Raw genomic sequence first — 16,326 nt, forward strand, 5'->3', positions numbered from 1 at the left:
AGATGCCAGAAGGTCTCGTGGGCTCGGAGATGTGTATAAGAGACAGGTGCGCGCCCCTCTCCGGTTCCTCCGTGAGGACGCCGGGCGGTTCCGAGTGCGCCCTCCGGCGCAGGCGTCGTGGTTCCGCTGCCCACCGCTCGTGCGGCCCGGACGCCCTCGCCGTACCGTCGCGGCCGACTCCTCGGTGTGACGTCGGTCTCGGACCCCCGTCACACTCTCACGGTGTGTCCACGGGCGTCTCAGATCCGCCTCCAGGTCACGGGATGGGGAGCATTGGGTATAGGATCGGGGATGTCAGGTGACAAAGACGTGCTCCTTCACTGAGGTCTTCGGGACCCTGTTGAGTCGCAGCTGTCGCTGTGGCCCTGCGAGATTCCCGGAGTCCACGCCGCGAGGCATCCAGTGGGGGAGTACTTCGCCGTTACCACCTACGTACGCCGTAGTACGTGATCGTTCGGCATCAACCGTGTGCGTCGGAAACACCGGCGCGCCCTGAGGAGGGCATTGTGACCATCCGCGTCGGTATCAACGGCTTCGGTCGTATCGGACGTAACTTCTTCCGCGCAATCATCGCGTCGGGGGCGGACATCGAGATCGTGGGTGTCAACGACCTCACGGACAACAAGACGCTCGCGCACCTGCTGAAGTACGACACCGTCCTGGGTCGTTTCCCGCTGAGCGTCGACTTCGACGAGAACAACATCATCGTCGACGGCAAGGCCATCCGTGCCCTCGAGGAGCGCGACCCCGCGAACCTTCCCTGGGCCGAGCTCGGTGCTGACATCGTCATCGAGTCGACCGGTTTCTTCACCGACGCGACCAAGGCCAAGGCTCACATCGAGGCCGGCGCCAAGAAGGTCATCATCTCCGCTCCGGCGAAGAACGAGGACGGCACTTTCGTCGTCGGCGTGAACCACGAGCAGTACGACCCCGCGACGCAGCACATCATCTCCAACGCGTCGTGCACCACGAACTGCCTCGCCCCGATGGCCAAGGCCCTCAACGACGCGATCGGCATCGAGCGCGGTCTCATGACCACGATCCACGCGTACACGGGTGACCAGAACCTCCAGGACGGCCCCCACAAGGACCTGCGTCGTGCCCGTGCGGCCGCGCAGAACATCGTCCCCACCTCGACCGGTGCGGCCAAGGCCGTCGCCCTCGTGCTCCCCGAGCTCAAGGGCAAGCTCGACGGCTTCGCGATGCGCGTCCCCGTCATCACCGGTTCGGCCACGGACCTCACCTTCACCGCCTCGAAGACCGTCACGGTCGAGGAGGTCAACGCTGCGGTCAAGGCTGCCGCGGAGGGCCCGCTCAAGGGCGTCCTGAAGTACGTCGACGACGACATCGTCTCCTCGGACATCGTCACGGACCCGCACACCTCGATCTTCGACTCGAAGCTCACCAAGGTGAGCGGCGACCTGGTCAAGGTCGTCGCCTGGTACGACAACGAGTGGGGCTACTCCAGCTCGCTCGTCTCGCTCACGCAGTACGTGGGTGCTCGTCTCTGATCTCCGTCCCTGCGACGTGAGGTGAATTCTGCGTCCGCGTGCGTGGCCGGCCCGGTTGGCCGCCCATGCACGCGGACGCAGTCATGTGTGACGTGACCTGTTTCGACCCTGTTCAGACCAGGAGTGTGCTCATGAAGACCATCGACTCCCTCGGCGACCTGCGCGGCAAGCGCGTGCTCGTCCGTTCGGACTTCAACGTCCCCCTCGACGGGACGACCATCACGGACGACGGCCGCATCCGCGCCGCGCTCCCCACGCTCAAGCGGCTGACCGACGCCGGCGCGAAGGTCGTCGTGACCGCGCACCTCGGGCGTCCCAAGGGTGAGCCCGACGCCAAGTACTCCCTCGCCCCCGTCGCGGCCCGCCTGGGCGAGCTGCTGGGCGCTCCCGTGACGCTCGCGGACGACACCGTCGGCGAGTCCGCCAAGGCCACGGTCGCCGCGCTCGGTGACGGCGAGGTGGCGCTGCTCGAGAACATCCGCTTCGACGCGCGCGAGACCTCGAAGGTCGACGCCGAGCGCGAGTCGCTCGCAGCGGACCTCGCCTCGCTCGCGGACGCGTACGTGTCCGACGGCTTCGGCGTCGTCCACCGCAAGCAGGCCTCGGTCTATGACATCGCCAAGGTGCTGCCGTCCGCGGTCGGCGAGCTGGTCCTCAAGGAGGTCGACTCCCTCAAGAAGGCGACCGAGGACCCCGCGCGCCCCTACGTCGTCGTGCTCGGCGGGTCGAAGGTCTCCGACAAGCTCGGTGTCATCGCCAACCTGCTGACCAAGGCGGACCGCCTGCTCATCGGTGGCGGCATGGTCTTCACGTTCCTCGCGGCCAAGGGCTACTCGGTGGGCAACTCGCTCCTCGAGACGGACCAGATCGACACCGTGAAGGGCTACCTCGCGGACGCCGAGAAGGCCGGCGTCGAGATCGTCCTGCCCACGGACATCCTCGCCGCGGACTCGTTCGCCGCCGACGCTCCCTACGAGGTCGTGCCCGCGGACGCCATCCCCGACGGCAAGATCGGCCTGGACATCGGCCCCGAGTCCGCCAAGCTCTTCGCGAGCAAGATCGTGGACGCCAAGACGGTCGTCTGGAACGGTCCTGCGGGCGTCTTCGAGTTCGAGGCGTTCTCCGGCGGCACCCGTGCCGTCGCGCAGGCCCTGGTCGACGCGACCGCGAACGGCGCGTTCACGATCGTCGGCGGTGGCGACTCCGCCGCGGCCGTGCGCATCCTCGGCTTCGACGAGGCCGGCTTCAGCCACATCTCGACCGGTGGCGGCGCGAGCCTGGAGTTCCTCGAGGGCAAGTCCCTCCCGGGGCTCGCAGTCCTCGAGGCCTGACCCCACCACCGCAGCCTCACGGCTCACAGAAGGTAGACACACCATGACTGATGCACGTACCCCGCTCATCGCGGGCAACTGGAAGATGAACCTGGACCACCAGGAGGCCATCCACACCGTCCAGAAGCTCGCCTGGGCCCTCAAGGACGCCAAGCACGACTTCTCGGCCGTCGAGGTCACCGTCCTGGTCCCGTTCACGGACCTGCGCAGCGTCCAGACGCTGGTCGACGCCGACAAGCTCGAGCTGACCTACGGCGCGCAGGACGTCTCGCAGCACGTCTCGGGCGCCTACACGGGTGAGATCTCGCCCGTGTTCCTGAGCAAGCTGGGCGTGACCTACGTCGCGATCGGCCACTCGGAGCGTCGGCAGTACCACGGCGAGGACGACGCGCTCGTCAACGCCAAGTCGAAGGCCGCGCTCGCGCAGGGCCTGATCCCGATCATCTGCGTCGGCGAGGCGCTCGAGATCCGCAAGGCGGGCGAGCAGGTCTCGTACACGCTCGCGCAGGTCGACGGTGCGCTCGAGGGCCTGTCCGCGGAGGACGCCGCCAAGGTCGTCATCGCGTACGAGCCCGTCTGGGCCATCGGCACGGGCGAGGTCGCCACGCCGCAGGACGCGCAGGAGGTCGCGGGCGCGATCCGTGCCCGTCTCGCCGAGCTGTACTCGGCCGAGGTGGCCGACGCCGTCCGCGTGCTCTACGGCGGTTCGGTCAAGTCCTCGTCGATCGCCGAGCTCATGAAGGAGCAGGACGTCGACGGTGCCCTGGTCGGTGGCGCGAGCCTGGACCCCGAGGAGTTCGCGAAGATCGCGCGCTTCCAGTCGCACCACGGGGCCTGAGTCCCCTTGCTGCCGGGTCGCGCCGTTCGGCGCGACCCGGCAGCGCGGCCACCGCGCGAGCGGTGGCCTTTTCTCGCGGTAGCCCGCCCGACCTGACGTCCCGACCGGCAGCATCGACCACCGGGCGGAACGGTTCGTCGGATCGGGCCCGCGTCGCCTACCCTTGTCCTCGGTGCCGTACCTGTGCCTCAGGTCGGTCCAGGACACCCGTTGCGGTCCGCCCTCGACTTCTCGACGTGGACCCAGAGCCAAGGACGTACTCGTGGACGCGCTGCGCATCATCCTCCAGATCCTGCTGGTCATCACCAGCGGCTTCTTGACCCTCCTCGTGCTCATGCACAAGGGCAAGGGCGGCGGCCTCTCCGACATGTTCGGTGGCGGCATCTCGAGCAGCGCCGGCAGCTCCGGCGTGGCCGAGCGCAACCTGAACCGCATCACCATCACGTTCGCGATCACCTGGACCGTCGTGATCATCCTTCTGGGGCTCATCCAGAAGGTCAGCTGACCCGGCGCCGACGCCGTCGGCACAGGGTGTGGAACCGTTCCGGTACGCGGGCGGTCGTGTGAGTCAGGGGAGTGAAGTCGTGGCTGGTGGTAGTGCTATCAAGGGGTCGCGCGTCGGTGCCGGCCCGCTGGGAGAGACGGAGAGGGGCGACGTCGCCCCCCGAGTCTGGGTCTCCTACTGGTGTGCCAACGGACACGAGACGCGTCCGAGCTTCTCGTCCGAGGCGGAGATCGTCACTCCTGAGACCTGGGACTGCCCGCGCTGCGGGCTCCCCGGAGGGCAGGACCCGGCGAACCCGCCGAGCGCGCTGCGCAACGAGCCCTACAAGACGCACCTCGCGTACGTGAAGGAGCGCCGCAGCGACGAGGACGGCGAGGCCCTCCTCGACGAGGCGCTCGCCGCGCTCCGGGCGCGTCGCGGCCGCTAGGACGGCGGTGCGGCCGGGACCGGCCCGCACCCACAGCAAGGCCCCGCACGGGGCGGCACACAGCACAGCGGGCCCCGTCCGAGAAGGACGGGGCCCGCTGTGCTGTCGTCTGCCGTCGTCTGCTGCGCCGGCACGGGGTCAGCGGCGGCTCAGCGGTTCAGCGCGTGGTGCTGGCTCGCCGCGAGGTCGACGAGCCACAGCGTGCGCTGAGTCCCCAGGGCGCCGGCCGCCGGTGTCGTCGTGACGGGGTCGCCCGCGAGGGCGGACGCGACCGCGGGGGCCTTCTCCGCTCCCGCGGCCACGACCCAGACCTCCTGGGCCGCCTGGATCGCGGAGAACGTCAGGGAGACGCGCTCGGGCGGCGGCTTGGGGGAGTCGTGCACCCCCGTCGTCGCCCCGTCGGCGTCGAGCGCCGCGTTCTCGGGGAAGAGCGACGCGACGTGCCCGTCCGGGCCCATGCCCAGCAGGAGGACGTCGAACGCGAGGTGCGCGCCGCCGTCGGGCGTGAAGCGCGAGAGCTCGTCCGCGTAGAGCGCGGCCGACTCCTCCGGGGCCCCGACGCCGTCGCCCGGCGCGGGCATGACGTGCACGTTCTGCGGGGGCAGGGTCGGCAGGTGGTCGAGGAGTGCCTCGCGCGCCTGCGTCTCGTTGCGCTCGGGGTCGCCCGTTGGCAGGAAGCGCTCGTCGCCCCACCACAGGTGCACGCCGGTCCAGTCGACGGCGTCGCGCACGGGGTGCGCGGCGATCGCCGCGAGCGACCGGATCCCGACCGTGCCGCCCGTGAGGACGACGTGGACGGGCGTGCGGACGGACTGGATGTCGAGGATGCGGGTCAGCAGCCGGGCGGCGACGGCCTCGGCGAGCACGCCCGCGTCGGGGTGCACGACGACGAGGCGCGCCCCGTGCGCGCGGGCGTCGGTCCCCGCGTCGGCCGTCATTCGCCGATCCTCGCGAGACCCTTGGTGAGGACCTCGCCGTAGACCTCGTCGGGGTCGAGGCGGCGCAGCTCCTCGGTCAGGCACTCCTCGAGCTGGCGCAGCGGCAGCGAGATGCGACGGTCGGGCTGACCCGGCTGGGTCAGCGTCACGATGCGACCGTCCGGGCGGGACAGCACGATCGCGCCGCCCTTGCGCTCGAGAGTCACCTTCGTGATGCCCGAGACGCCGCGACGGCGGACCAGCTTGACCTGGCACCTGAGCTGCTGGGCGAGCCACGCCGCGAGGACGTCGACCGACGGGTGGTGCTCCTCGCCCTCGACCTCGACGGCCGTGACGGACTCGTACGGCGGCTGGTCGAGGGCCGCCGCGATGAGGCCGCGCCACAGGGTCACGCGGGTCCACGCGAGGTCCGTGTCGCCCGGGTGGTGGCTCCTGCTCAGGCGCTGGAGCGTCTGGAGCGACTTGCCCGCGTTGACCGCGTCGGTGATGCGCCGGTGGGCCATCTGGCCGACCGGGTCCGCGGACGGGTTGTCGGGCGTCTCACGGGGCCACCAGGCCACGATCGGCGCGTCGGGCAGCAGCAGGGGCATCACGAGGGTGTCGGTGTGCGCGACGAGCGGGCCCGACGGGCGCAGGATGATGACCTCGCTCGCGCCCGCGTCGCCGCCGATGCGGATCTGGGCGTCGAGCCGGGCCGATGTGCGCTTGTTCGCGGGCGCGACGACCACGACACGGCACGGGTGCTCGCGCGAGGCGCCGTTGGCGGCGGCGACCGCGTCCTCGACGTCGGCCTCCTCGGCCAGGACGACGAGGGTCAGGACGCGGCCGAGGGCCACTGCGCCGCCCTCGTCACGCAGCTTGACGAGGCGCTTGTTGACCGCATTGGTCGTCGTCTCGGGGAGATCGATGATCATGAGGTGAGGCTCCAGTTCGAGGTCCGGCCGGGGATCCGGGACAGGCGGGAGATCGGTGCGGTCGCGGTCACGGTCGCCGCCAGGTGCGGCCGTCGCGGGCCATCATCTCGTCGGCCGACCCGGGGCCCCACGTGCCGGAGCGGTACGCGTCCGGTGTGCCTTTGGACTCCCAGTACGACGTGATCGGGTCGAGGATCTTCCAGGAGAGCTCGACCTCTTCGTGGCTCGGGAAGAGCGGCGGGTCGCCCAGCAGGACGTCGAGGATGAGGCGCTCGTAGGCCTCGGGGGAGGACTCGGTGAACGCGTGCCCGTACCCGAAGTCCATCGTGACGTCGCGGACCTCCATGGCGGTGCCGGGGACCTTCGCGCCGAAGCGGATCGTGACGCCCTCGTCGGGCTGGACGCGGATGACGAGCGCGTTCTTCCCGAGCTCGGATGTCGCGGAGGTCTCGAACGGCAGGTGCGGTGCCGACTTGAAGACGACGGCGATCTCCGTCACGCGGCGGCCCAGGCGCTTGCCCGTGCGCAGGTAGAACGGGACCCCTGCCCAGCGACGGTTGTCGATGTCGACGCGGATCGCGGCGAACGTCTCGGTCGTGGAGTCGGGCGAGATGCCGTCCTCCTCGAGGTACCCGACGACCTCCTCGCCCCCCTGCCAGCCGGCCGAGTACTGGCCGCGCGAGGTGTGGCGACCCAGGTCGCGGGGCAGGCGCACCGCGGACAGGACCTTGAGCTTCTCGGCGCGCAACGACTCGGCGTCGAACGACACGGGCTCCTCCATCGCGGTGAGCGCGAGGAGCTGGACGAGGTGGTTCTGGATGACGTCGCGCGCGGCGCCGATCCCGTCGTAGTACCCCGCGCGGCCCCCGATGCCGATGTCCTCGGCCATGGTGATCTGCACGTGGTCGACGTAGTTCGCGTTCCAGATGGGCTCGTAGAGCTGGTTGGCGAACCGCAGCGCCAGCATGTTCTGGACGGTCTCCTTGCCCAGGTAGTGGTCGATGCGGAAGACCGAGTCGGGGTCGAAGACCTTCGAGACCACGTCGTTGAGCTCGCGCGCGCTGTGCAGGTCGTGACCGAACGGCTTCTCGATGACCACGCGACGCCAGGCGTCCTCGCTCGACTTCGACAGGCCCGACCGTGAGAGCTGCTCGCAGACCAGCGGGAACGCGCTCGGGGGGACCGACAGGTAGAACGCGTGGTTGCCGCCGGTGCCGCGCTCCTTGTCGAGGTCCTCGACCGTGGCGCGCAGACGCTCGAACGCCTGCTCGTCGTCGAACTCGCCCTGGACGAACCGGATGCCCTCGGCGAGCTGCTTCCAGGTCGCCTCGCGGAACGGGGTGCGCGCGTACTGCTTGACGGCGTCGTGGACGACCTGGGCGAAGTCTTGGTCCTCCCAGTCGCGGCGGGCGAAGCCCGTGAGCGCGAAGCCGGGCGGGAGGAGCCCTCGGTTGGCGAGGTCGTACACGGCGGGCATGAGCTTCTTGCGGGCGAGGTCGCCAGTGACTCCGAAGATGACCAGGCCGCAGGGCCCGGCGATGCGGGGGAGTCGAAGGTCACGCGGGTCGCGCAGCGGGTTGTGCTCTGCGCTGATCTTTGCCGGTCTCAACTGATGTCACCGTTCTCGTCGGCGTGGGCTGGAATGGTCGAAAGGTCCGTCCTGCGGACCGGGATAGAGCCTAGGCGGTGGTCGGCGCGTGCCCGGTGGGCGTCCACGACCGGGTCGACCGCCGCAGGCCCCGGGTGGGGGGCGCGGGACCGGCTCACGACGCGCTGCCGCGCGCGCGGGCCAGGCCGTCGTCGACGGTCGCGAGCAGGTCGGACCAGCTCGCCTCGAACTTCTCGACGCCCTCGTCCTCGAGACGCTGGGTGACCTCGACGAGCGAGACGCCGAAGGACTCGATGGTCTCGAGGACCGAGCGCGAGGCCGTGTACGTGCCCGCGACGGTGTTGCCCAGCACGACGCCGTGGTCGGCGAACGCGTCGAGCGTGGCCTGCGGCATGGTGTTCACGACGCCGGGGGCGACGAGCTCGTCGACGTACATGGTGTCGCGGTAGTCGGGGTTCTTGACGCCCGTCGAGGCCCACAGGGGGCGCTGCGGGTGGGCGCCGGCGGCCTCGAGGGTGCGCCAGCGGTCGGTCTGGACGACCTGCTCGTAGGCCTCGTACGCGAGCCGTGCGTTGGCGATCGCGGCGCGCCCGCGCAGGTCGTGCGCCTCGGGGGTCCCGATCGCGGTCAGGGCGGCGTCGACGGCCGAGTCGACGCGCGAGACGAAGAAGGACGCGACCGACGCGATGCGCGTCACGTCGTGCCCCGCGTCGCGCGCCTGCTCGAGGCCGGACAGGAAGGCGTCCATGACCTGGCGGTAGCGGGCGAGGGAGAAGATGAGCGTCACGTTGACGCTGATGCCCTGGGCGAGGGTGCGCTCGATCGCGTCGAGCCCCTCGACGGTCGCGGGGATCTTGATGAGGACGTTGGGGCGGTCGACCGTCTCCCACAGGCGGACGGCGGTCGCGACCGTGCCGTCGCTGTCGCGCGCCAGGCGCGGGTCGACCTCGATCGACACGCGGCCGTCGACGCCGTCGGTCGCGTCGTACACCGGACGCAGGACGTCGGCCGCGGCGCGCACGTCGTCGGTCGTGATCCGTTCGACCGCGACCTCGACGTCGGCGCCCGCGGCGGCGAGCTCGGCGAGCTGGGCGTCGTAGGCGTCGCCCTTCGCGAGCGCGCCCGCGAAGATCGTGGGGTTGGTCGTGACGCCGACGACGGCACGTGAGGTCGTGAGGTCGGCGAGCCCACCGCTGCGCAGCCGTTCTCGGGAGAGGTCGTCCAACCAGATGGAGACACCCGCCTCCGACAGCTCGCGGACGGGTGCTGGTGCTGCGCTGTGGTGCACGGTCACGGTTCTCCCTCTCGTCGTCTGGCGTCCGTCCTCACGGACGTCCCAGGAGGGGGCGGGCGGGACCCGCCCCCTCCTGGAATCTACGGATGGTCAGAGCTGGTCGCCAGTGCCACCGACCGAGGGGATCGCCACACCGCCGGGAGCGGCGCCGGTACGAGCCGACTCGATGGACTCCTTGGCGGCGGCCGCGACGGCCTCGGACGTGATCCCGAACTCGCGGTAGAGGATCTTGTAGTCCGCGGACGCGCCGTAGTGCTCGAGGCTCACGGAACGGCCGGCGTCGCCGACCAGGTCGCGCCAGCCCTGGGCGATGCCCGCCTCGACCGAGACCCGCGCCTTGACGGCGGCCGGGAGCACGCTCTCGCGGTACTCGGGGCCCTGCGCGTCGAACCACTCGCGGCTCGGCAGCGAGACGACGCGCGCCGCGATGCCCTCGGCCGCGAGCTGCTCGCGCGCCTCGACCGCGAGCTGGACCTCGGAGCCCGTGCCGATGAGGATCACGTCGGGCGTGCCCTCGGTGTCGAGCAGCACGTAGCCGCCCTTCGCGGTGCCCGAGGCGTCGGCGAAGCCGTCCGTGCCGCGGGGGAACGTCGGGACGTTCTGGCGGGTCAGGATGAGGCCTGCCGGGCGGTCGGTGTGCTCGAGGATCGTGCGCCAGGCCCACGCGGTCTCGTTGGCGTCGGCCGGGCGGACGACGTCGAGGCCGGGGATGGCGCGCAGCGCGGCGAAGTGTTCGATCGGCTGGTGCGTGGGGCCGTCCTCGCCCAGACCGATCGAGTCGTGCGTCCAGACGAACGTCGACGGGATCTCCATGAGGGCCGCGAGGCGGACCGCGGGGCGCATGTAGTCGGAGAACGTGAGGAACGTCCCACCGTAGGCGCGGGTCCCGCCGTGCAGGACGATCCCGTTGAGGATCGAGCCCATGGCGTGCTCGCGGATGCCGAAGTGCAGCGTGCGCCCGTACTCGTGGCCCGGGAACTTCTTGGTCGCGTGCTCGGCGGGCACGAACGAGGGCTCGCCGTCCATGGTCGTGTTGTTCGAGCCGGCGAGGTCGGCCGAGCCGCCCCAGAGCTCGGGCAGCGTGTCGGCCAGGGCCGAGAGGACCTTGCCCGACGCCGCGCGCGTCGCGACGTCCTTGCCGGCCTCGAACGTCGGCAGGGACTCGGTCCAGCCGGCGGGCAGCTCGCGTGCCTCGAGGCGCTGCAGGAGTGCGTGGCCCGAGGGGTTGGCGACCTTCCAGGCCTCGAACGCGGTGTCCCAGCGCTCGCGCAGCTCGGCGCCGCGCTCGCCCACGGCGCGCGTGTAGGCCAAGACCTCGGCGGGCACGTCGAACGTGGCGTCGGGGTCGAGGCCGAGCTCGATCTTGAGGCCGCGGATCTCGTCGGCGCCCATGGCCGAGCCGTGGATCCCGCCGGTGTTCTGCTTGGTGGGCGAGGGCCAGCCGATGATCGTGCGCAGCGCGATGATCGAGGGCTTGCCGGTCTCGGCCTGCGCGGCGGCGACGGCCGCGGCGAGCTCGTCGACGTTCTCGGCGTAGCCCGTGCCGCCCTGGGTCCAGTCGACCTTCTGGGTGTGCCAGCCGTAGGCCTCGTAGCGCGCGAGGACGTCCTCGGTGAACGCGATGTCGGTGTCGTCCTCGATCGAGATCTTGTTGTCGTCCCAGATCACGATGAGGTTGCCGAGCTGCTGGTGGCCCGCGATCGAGGAGGCCTCGGAGGTCACGCCCTCCTGCAGGTCGCCGTCCGAGGCGATGACGTAGACGTGGTGGTCGAACGGGCTCTCGCCGGGCGCGGTCGACGGGTCGAGCAGGCCGCGCTCGCGGCGGGCCGCCATGGCCATGCCGACCGAGGACGCGAGGCCCTGGCCGAGGGGGCCCGTGGTGATCTCGACACCGTTGGTGTGCTTGTACTCGGGGTGGCCCGGGGTCTTGGAGCCCCACGTGCGCAGCGCCTCGATGTCCTCGATCTCCAGGCCGTAGCCGGCGAGGAAGAGCTGGAGGTAGATCGTGAGGGAGGAGTGGCCCGCGGAGAGCACGAAGCGGTCGCGGCCGACCCAGTGGGAGTCGGCGGGGTCGTGGCGCATGACCTTCTGGAAGAGCAGGTACGCGGCGGGGGCGAGGGAGATCGCGGTCCCCGGGTGGCCGTTGCCGACCTTCTCGACGGCGTCCGCCGCGAGGGCCTTGATGGTCTTGACAGCCTGGTCGTCCAGGGGGGACCACTCGAGGGGCTGGTTGGCAGGAACGAACGCGTTCACCGGACCTCTTTCCCGTCCGGAGCCTGGCCCCGGATCATCGTCGGAACAACAAAGATCAACCGATGAACTATTCCGTCGCACGCACCCGGTCGCTCACAGGTGGAGCGGGGGGCCGGGCAGGCGACCGGCCGGTCGCGACGGTGGGTGCCAGGGGGTCGGAGACCTCGGGGTGCCCACCGGGGCACCAGGCCGTCGGTTGCTCCACCCAGCCTATACGTGGACCCCCGGACGGCGCCCTGCCCCGCCCACCACGTGGATTTCGGTCGGATCTCACACTTTTGTACGACCCGGTGGGCGGCGGCGGCGGAGGGCTCGACGTAACATAGGACGGATGTCCAGCGGGTCGGAGCCGACACGCACCGACTGCCGGACGACGCCCCCCAGCTTTCCTCGCCAGAACGGAACCCCGAAGCGCGTGCACACCACGAGCCAGGCACCGATCGACGAGACGGGTCTTCCGTCTCGTCCTGCCGCGACCGCGCAGGTCGCCGGACAGTCCCGGGTCGCCGCGGACGGCAGCGCCGTCGCGGGGGTCCGCAGCACGATCGGTGCGTACATCGCCCTGACGAAGCCGCGCATCATCGAGCTCCTGCTCGTGACGACGCTGCCCACCATGATCCTCGCCCAGGGCGGTTTCCCGGACTTCTGGCTGGTCGTCAAGACGCTCGTCGGCGGCACGCTCGCCGCGGCGTCGGCGAACGTCTTCAACTGCTACATCGACCGTGACATCGACGAGCTCATGAACCGCACCAAGCGGCGTCCGCTCGTCACGGGCGAGATCTCGCCGCGCGCCGCGCTGGTCTTCGCGACGGCGCTGGGCGTGGTCGCGCTCCTGTGGTTCGCGCTGCTCGTCAACGCGCCCTCGGCCTGGCTGACGTTCGCGGCGATCGCGATCTACGTCGTGGGCTACACCATGATCCTCAAGCGCCGCACGCCGCAGAACATCGTGTGGGGCGGCATCGCGGGCTGCATGCCGGTCTTCATCGGCTGGTCCGCGGTCACGGGCTCGCTCAGCTGGTCCGCGGTCGCGCTGTTCCTCGTGATCTTCTTCTGGACGCCGCCGCACTACTGGCCGCTGTCGATCAAGTTCAAGAAGGACTACGCCAACGCGGGCGTCCCGATGCTCCCCGTCGTCGCCGACAACCGCAAGGTCGCCCGCGAGATGATCGGCTACACGGTCGCGATGATCGCCTCGTCGCTCGCGCTGTGGTGGCTCGCGCCCATGACCTGGGTCTACGGCGTGGTCGCGGTCGGCCTCGGTGCCTGGTTCCTGGCGCTGTGCGTCATGATGCTGCGCCGGGCCAACGACCCGACCAAGGGCAAGCTCGGGGCCATGAAGGTCTTCCACGCCTCGATCACGTACCTGACCCTCCTGTTCGTCGCGGTCGCGGTCGACGTGTTCCTCCCCTTCTGACGGTCGGCCCGGGACCCACGGGATGATCGTTCGACGAGCAGCCGGTGCGCGATGACGCGCGCCGCTGCGGGGGAGCGCGCGCTCGCCGTCGGGCAGGACGGGCGTGAGAGCCCCGCGAGCCCGCAGACCCCCGCCCCGCCGCCGCTGCCCGCGGCGCTCGACCGTGCCGTGCGCGAGTACCTCGCGCACCTGACGGTCGAGCGCGGGCTGTCCCAGAACACGGTCTCGGCGTACCGGCGCGACCTCGCCCGGTACGCCGCCTACCTCGCGGCCCGCGGCCGCACGGAGCCCGCCGACGTGACCCCGGCCGACGTCGCGGAGTTCGTCACCACGGTCCGCACGGGGTCCGACGGCGCCGCTCTCCTCTCCCCGTCGTCGACCGCCCGGTCGGTGGCCGCGGTGCGCGGCTGGCACCGCTTCTGCGCGCTCGAGGGGCACACCGAGTCCGACCCGTCGGCCGACGTGCGCCCGCCCGCGCAGGGCAAGCGGCTGCCCAAGGCCATCTCGACCGAGGAGGTCGAGGCGATCCTCGAGGCCGCCGGGGCGGGGGAGGGGCCGGGACCGTTGCGGGACCGCGCGCTGCTCGAGCTCGTCTACTCCACGGGGGCCCGCATCTCGGAGGCCGTGAGCCTCGACGTCGACGACCTGGACCTCGGGTCCGGGGCCGTGCGGCTGTTCGGCAAGGGCGCCAAGGAGCGTGTCGTGCCCGTCGGGTCGTACGCGGTGCGAGCCCTCGACGCCTACCTCGTGCGGGGGCGCCCGGCGCTGTCCGCGACAGGGCGCGGGACGCCCGCGGTGTTCCTCAACACGCGCGGCGCGCGGCTGAGCCGCCAGAGCGCCTGGGCGGTCCTGCGCACCGCGGCCGAGCGTGCGGGGCTCGAGCACCCCGAGCGCATCTCGCCGCACACGCTGCGCCACTCGTTCGCGACGCACCTGCTCGCGGGCGGCGCCGACGTGCGGGTCGTCCAGGAGCTCCTGGGGCACGCCTCGGTCACCACGACGCAGATCTACACGCTCGTGACGCGCGAGACGCTGCGCGAGGTCTACTCGTCGGCCCATCCGCGGGCGCTGGGCTGAGCGTCGGCGTGTCGCGCGGGTTCGCGCCACTCCGGCGCGTGCACGCGTCGCGCGCCGACCCCTGGGGTACCGTGGCGGACGTGAGCAGCCAGGCCCCGAGCGAGATCCAGGACGCCGCCGGACCGTACGACGCACGCGTCGCCACGGCCGCGGGCGCCGCCGACGGTGGTGCGTCCGTCGCACCCGACAACGCCCCCCGGATCGATCCGGTCGGCCGCGAGATCCCCGACTTCCCCGTGCCGGCGCAGCTCGCCACGCACGGGCCGGGACGCATCATCGCGATGTGCAACCAGAAGGGCGGGGTCGGCAAGACGACCACGACCATCAACCTGGGCGCCACGCTGGCCGAGTACGGGCGCAAGGTCCTGCTCGTCGACTTCGACCCGCAGGGTGCCGCGTCGGTGGGCCTGGGCGTCAACCCGCACGAGCTCGACCGCACGGTCTACAACCTCCTCATGGAGCGCGGCGCGGACATCCGCGAGGTCATCGTGCCGACGGCCGTCGAGGGGCTCGACGTGCTGCCCGCGAACATCGACCTGTCCGCGGCCGAGGTCCAGCTCGTGGGCGAGGTCGCGCGCGAGTCCGTCCTGGCCAGGGTCCTGCGTCCCGTGCAGGACGAGTACGACGTGATCCTCGTCGACTGCCAGCCGTCCCTGGGCCTGCTGACCGTCAACGCCCTCACCGCGGCGCACGGGGTCCTCATCCCGCTCGAGTGCGAGTTCTTCGCGCTGCGCGGCGTGGCGCTGCTCGTCGAGACCATCGAGAAGGTCCGTGACCGGCTCAACCCGCGCCTCGAGGTCGACGGGATCCTCGCGACCATGTTCGACTCGCGCACCCTGCACTCGCGCGAGGTCGTGGCGCGCGTGCACGAGGCCTTCGGCGACAAGCTGCTGCACACCGTGATCGGGCGCACCGTGAAGTTCCCCGACGCGTCCGTCGCGGCCGAGCCCATCACGGTCTACGCGCCGTCCCACCCGGGTGCGGTGGCCTACCGTCAGCTCGCCCGCGAGCTGGTCGCCCGTGGCGACGCTGCCTGACACCGCACCGGCGGCTGCCCTGGCCGCCGACCCGCAGGACCTGCAGCCCGCCCCACCGTCGACCGACGCGCAGGACGTGACGGCGACACCGCCCGCGCCCCCGTCGACGGACCGGAACGGCAACCCCGCGTTCGAGGTGCACCTCGAGAACTTCTCGGGCCCGTTCGACCTCCTGCTCTCGCTCATCGCCAAGCACAAGCTCGACATCACCGAGATCGCGCTCGCCCAGGTCACCGACGACTTCATCGCGTACATCCGCACGGCCGAGCGCCTCGCGCGCGAGGCCGAGGAGGTCGTACGCGCCGAGGCCGACCAGACCGCGCCCGGCGACACCGCGCCCGACGGCGGAGCACCCCTCGCCAGGTCCCGTCGCCCCCGTCCGGGGCGGGGCGGGCACCCCGGCTGGGACCTCGGCACCGCGAGCGAGTTCCTGCTCGTCGCCGCGACCCTGCTCGACCTCAAGGCCGCACGCCTGCTGCCCACGGGCGACGTCGAGAGCGCCGAGGACCTCGAGCTGCTCGAGGCCCGCGACCTCCTGTTCGCCCGGCTCCTGCAGTACCGCGCCTACAAGCAGGTCTCCGCGGTCATCGCGGACAGGCTCGCGACCGAAGGGCGCCGCTTCCCGCGCATCGTCCAGCTCGAGCCGCACCTCGCGGCCATGCTGCCCGAGCTCGTGTGGAAGCTCGGCCCGGACCAGCTCGCGGCGCTCGCGGTCAAGGCCATGGAGCCCAAGCCGCCACCGCCCGGGGTGTCCCTGACCCACCTGCACGCGCCCGCGGTGAGCGTGCGCGAGCAGGCGAGCCTCGTCGTCGGGCTGCTGCGGCGCGAGGGGGCCGCCTCGTTCCGCGTGCTCGTCGCGGACGCGGGCGAGACGCTCGTCGTGGTGGCACGCTTCCTCGCGCTGCTCGAGCTGTTCCGCGAGGGGCTCGTCGCGTTCGAGCAGGTCGAGGCACTGGGCGAGCTGACGGTCCGCTGGACGGGACCGGACGCCCTGGACGGCACGGACGGCACTGCGCTCGACGGCGTGGGCGGGGAGTTCGACGAGGGCGACGTCGACGTCGACGTCGCCCTCGACGAGCCGGTCGCCGCCCCCGGCGCGGTGGCCGACGACGACGCCGAGGCGATCGCCTCGGCCTCCGACGTGCACCTCACGACACGGACGGACCCATGAACGAGGA

General features: G+C 71.3%; 14 protein-coding genes. 9 read left to right on the forward strand and 5 right to left on the reverse strand.

Features of this window, described 5'->3' with window-relative positions; translation table 11 throughout:
* Positions 1 to 506: 506 nt before the first annotated feature.
* The 5 genes from gap to ACFVQ3_RS03580 all read left to right on the forward strand — a co-directional run bounded on the left by gap (position 507) and on the right by ACFVQ3_RS03580 (position 4,612).
* The gene (gene gap / locus ACFVQ3_RS03560) at positions 507 to 1,511 is read left to right on the forward strand and encodes a type I glyceraldehyde-3-phosphate dehydrogenase (protein WP_030152463.1); all 1,005 of its coding nucleotides are present in this window, start codon (positions 507 to 509) and stop codon (positions 1,509 to 1,511) included.
* A gap of 131 nt (positions 1,512 to 1,642) precedes the next feature.
* Positions 1,643 to 2,842: a phosphoglycerate kinase gene (locus ACFVQ3_RS03565; RefSeq protein ID WP_191796843.1), complete on the forward strand. Its 1,200-nt coding sequence runs from the start codon at positions 1,643 to 1,645 to the stop codon at positions 2,840 to 2,842.
* A 43-nt stretch (positions 2,843 to 2,885) separates the two neighbouring features.
* The gene (gene tpiA, locus ACFVQ3_RS03570; RefSeq protein ID WP_387635164.1) at positions 2,886 to 3,680 is read left to right on the forward strand and encodes a triose-phosphate isomerase; all 795 of its coding nucleotides are present in this window, start codon (positions 2,886 to 2,888) and stop codon (positions 3,678 to 3,680) included.
* Between the two features lie 262 nt (positions 3,681 to 3,942).
* The gene (gene secG, locus ACFVQ3_RS03575) at positions 3,943 to 4,185 is read left to right on the forward strand and encodes a preprotein translocase subunit SecG (protein WP_056651589.1); all 243 of its coding nucleotides are present in this window, start codon (positions 3,943 to 3,945) and stop codon (positions 4,183 to 4,185) included.
* A gap of 79 nt (positions 4,186 to 4,264) precedes the next feature.
* The gene (locus ACFVQ3_RS03580; RefSeq protein WP_387635167.1) at positions 4,265 to 4,612 is read left to right on the forward strand and encodes an RNA polymerase-binding protein RbpA; all 348 of its coding nucleotides are present in this window, start codon (positions 4,265 to 4,267) and stop codon (positions 4,610 to 4,612) included.
* Positions 4,613 to 4,761: 149 nt separating this feature from the next.
* Here ACFVQ3_RS03580 and pgl read toward each other — a convergent pair whose 3' ends face one another.
* The 5 genes from pgl to tkt all read right to left on the reverse strand — a co-directional run bounded on the left by pgl (position 4,762) and on the right by tkt (position 11,620).
* The gene (gene pgl / locus ACFVQ3_RS03585) at positions 4,762 to 5,550 is read right to left on the reverse strand and encodes a 6-phosphogluconolactonase (RefSeq protein WP_387635169.1); all 789 of its coding nucleotides are present in this window, start codon (positions 5,548 to 5,550) and stop codon (positions 4,762 to 4,764) included.
* Positions 5,547 to 6,464 carry a glucose-6-phosphate dehydrogenase assembly protein OpcA gene (opcA, locus tag ACFVQ3_RS03590; RefSeq protein ID WP_387635172.1) on the reverse strand — a complete coding sequence of 306 codons (918 nt, stop codon included), beginning with the start codon at positions 6,462 to 6,464 and terminating at the stop codon, positions 5,547 to 5,549. The genes pgl and opcA overlap by 4 nt, the downstream gene beginning before the upstream one ends.
* 67 nt (positions 6,465 to 6,531) lie before the next feature.
* Entirely contained in the window at positions 6,532 to 8,073 is a 1,542-nt protein-coding gene (gene zwf / locus ACFVQ3_RS03595) for a glucose-6-phosphate dehydrogenase (RefSeq protein ID WP_387635175.1), read from the reverse strand.
* 154 nt (positions 8,074 to 8,227) lie between these two features.
* Positions 8,228 to 9,367: a transaldolase gene (tal, locus tag ACFVQ3_RS03600; protein ID WP_387635178.1), complete on the reverse strand. Its 1,140-nt coding sequence runs from the start codon at positions 9,365 to 9,367 to the stop codon at positions 8,228 to 8,230.
* Between the two features lie 90 nt (positions 9,368 to 9,457).
* Positions 9,458 to 11,620, reverse strand: a complete 2,163-nt coding sequence (gene tkt, locus ACFVQ3_RS03605; protein WP_387635180.1) for a transketolase — start codon at positions 11,618 to 11,620, stop codon at positions 9,458 to 9,460.
* Between the two features lie 415 nt (positions 11,621 to 12,035).
* Here tkt and ACFVQ3_RS03610 point away from each other — a divergent pair, with 415 nt between their 5' ends.
* The 4 genes from ACFVQ3_RS03610 (at position 12,036) to ACFVQ3_RS03625 (ending at position 16,319) form a co-directional block, all read left to right on the forward strand.
* Positions 12,036 to 13,034, forward strand: coding sequence for a heme o synthase (locus tag ACFVQ3_RS03610; RefSeq protein WP_387635182.1), 999 nt, complete (start codon positions 12,036 to 12,038; stop codon positions 13,032 to 13,034).
* A 51-nt stretch (positions 13,035 to 13,085) separates the two neighbouring features.
* Entirely contained in the window at positions 13,086 to 14,111 is a 1,026-nt protein-coding gene (gene xerD / locus ACFVQ3_RS03615) for a site-specific tyrosine recombinase XerD (protein ID WP_387635184.1), read from the forward strand.
* A gap of 200 nt (positions 14,112 to 14,311) precedes the next feature.
* Positions 14,312 to 15,148, forward strand: a complete 837-nt coding sequence (locus tag ACFVQ3_RS03620) for a ParA family protein (RefSeq protein WP_377676727.1) — start codon at positions 14,312 to 14,314, stop codon at positions 15,146 to 15,148.
* 76 nt (positions 15,149 to 15,224) lie between these two features.
* Entirely contained in the window at positions 15,225 to 16,319 is a 1,095-nt protein-coding gene (locus ACFVQ3_RS03625; RefSeq protein WP_387635626.1) for a segregation and condensation protein A, read from the forward strand.
* Positions 16,320 to 16,326 lie beyond the last annotated feature (7 nt).

This window comes from Oerskovia sp. NPDC057915, from assembly GCF_042887685.1.
Taxonomy (GTDB): domain Bacteria; phylum Actinomycetota; class Actinomycetes; order Actinomycetales; family Cellulomonadaceae; genus Oerskovia.

Coding starts and splice junctions, on each gene's coding strand:
- ACFVQ3_RS03565 (WP_191796843.1), top strand. CDS start 1,643: ATGAAGACCATCGACTCCCTCGGCGACCTGCGCGGCAAGCGCGTGCTC.
- tpiA (WP_387635164.1), top strand. CDS start 2,886: ATGACTGATGCACGTACCCCGCTCATCGCGGGCAACTGGAAGATGAAC.
- pgl (WP_387635169.1), bottom strand. CDS start 5,550: ATGACGGCCGACGCGGGGACCGACGCCCGCGCGCACGGGGCGCGCCTC.
- opcA (WP_387635172.1), bottom strand. CDS start 6,464: ATGATCATCGATCTCCCCGAGACGACGACCAATGCGGTCAACAAGCGC.
- xerD (WP_387635184.1), top strand. CDS start 13,086: ATGACGCGCGCCGCTGCGGGGGAGCGCGCGCTCGCCGTCGGGCAGGAC.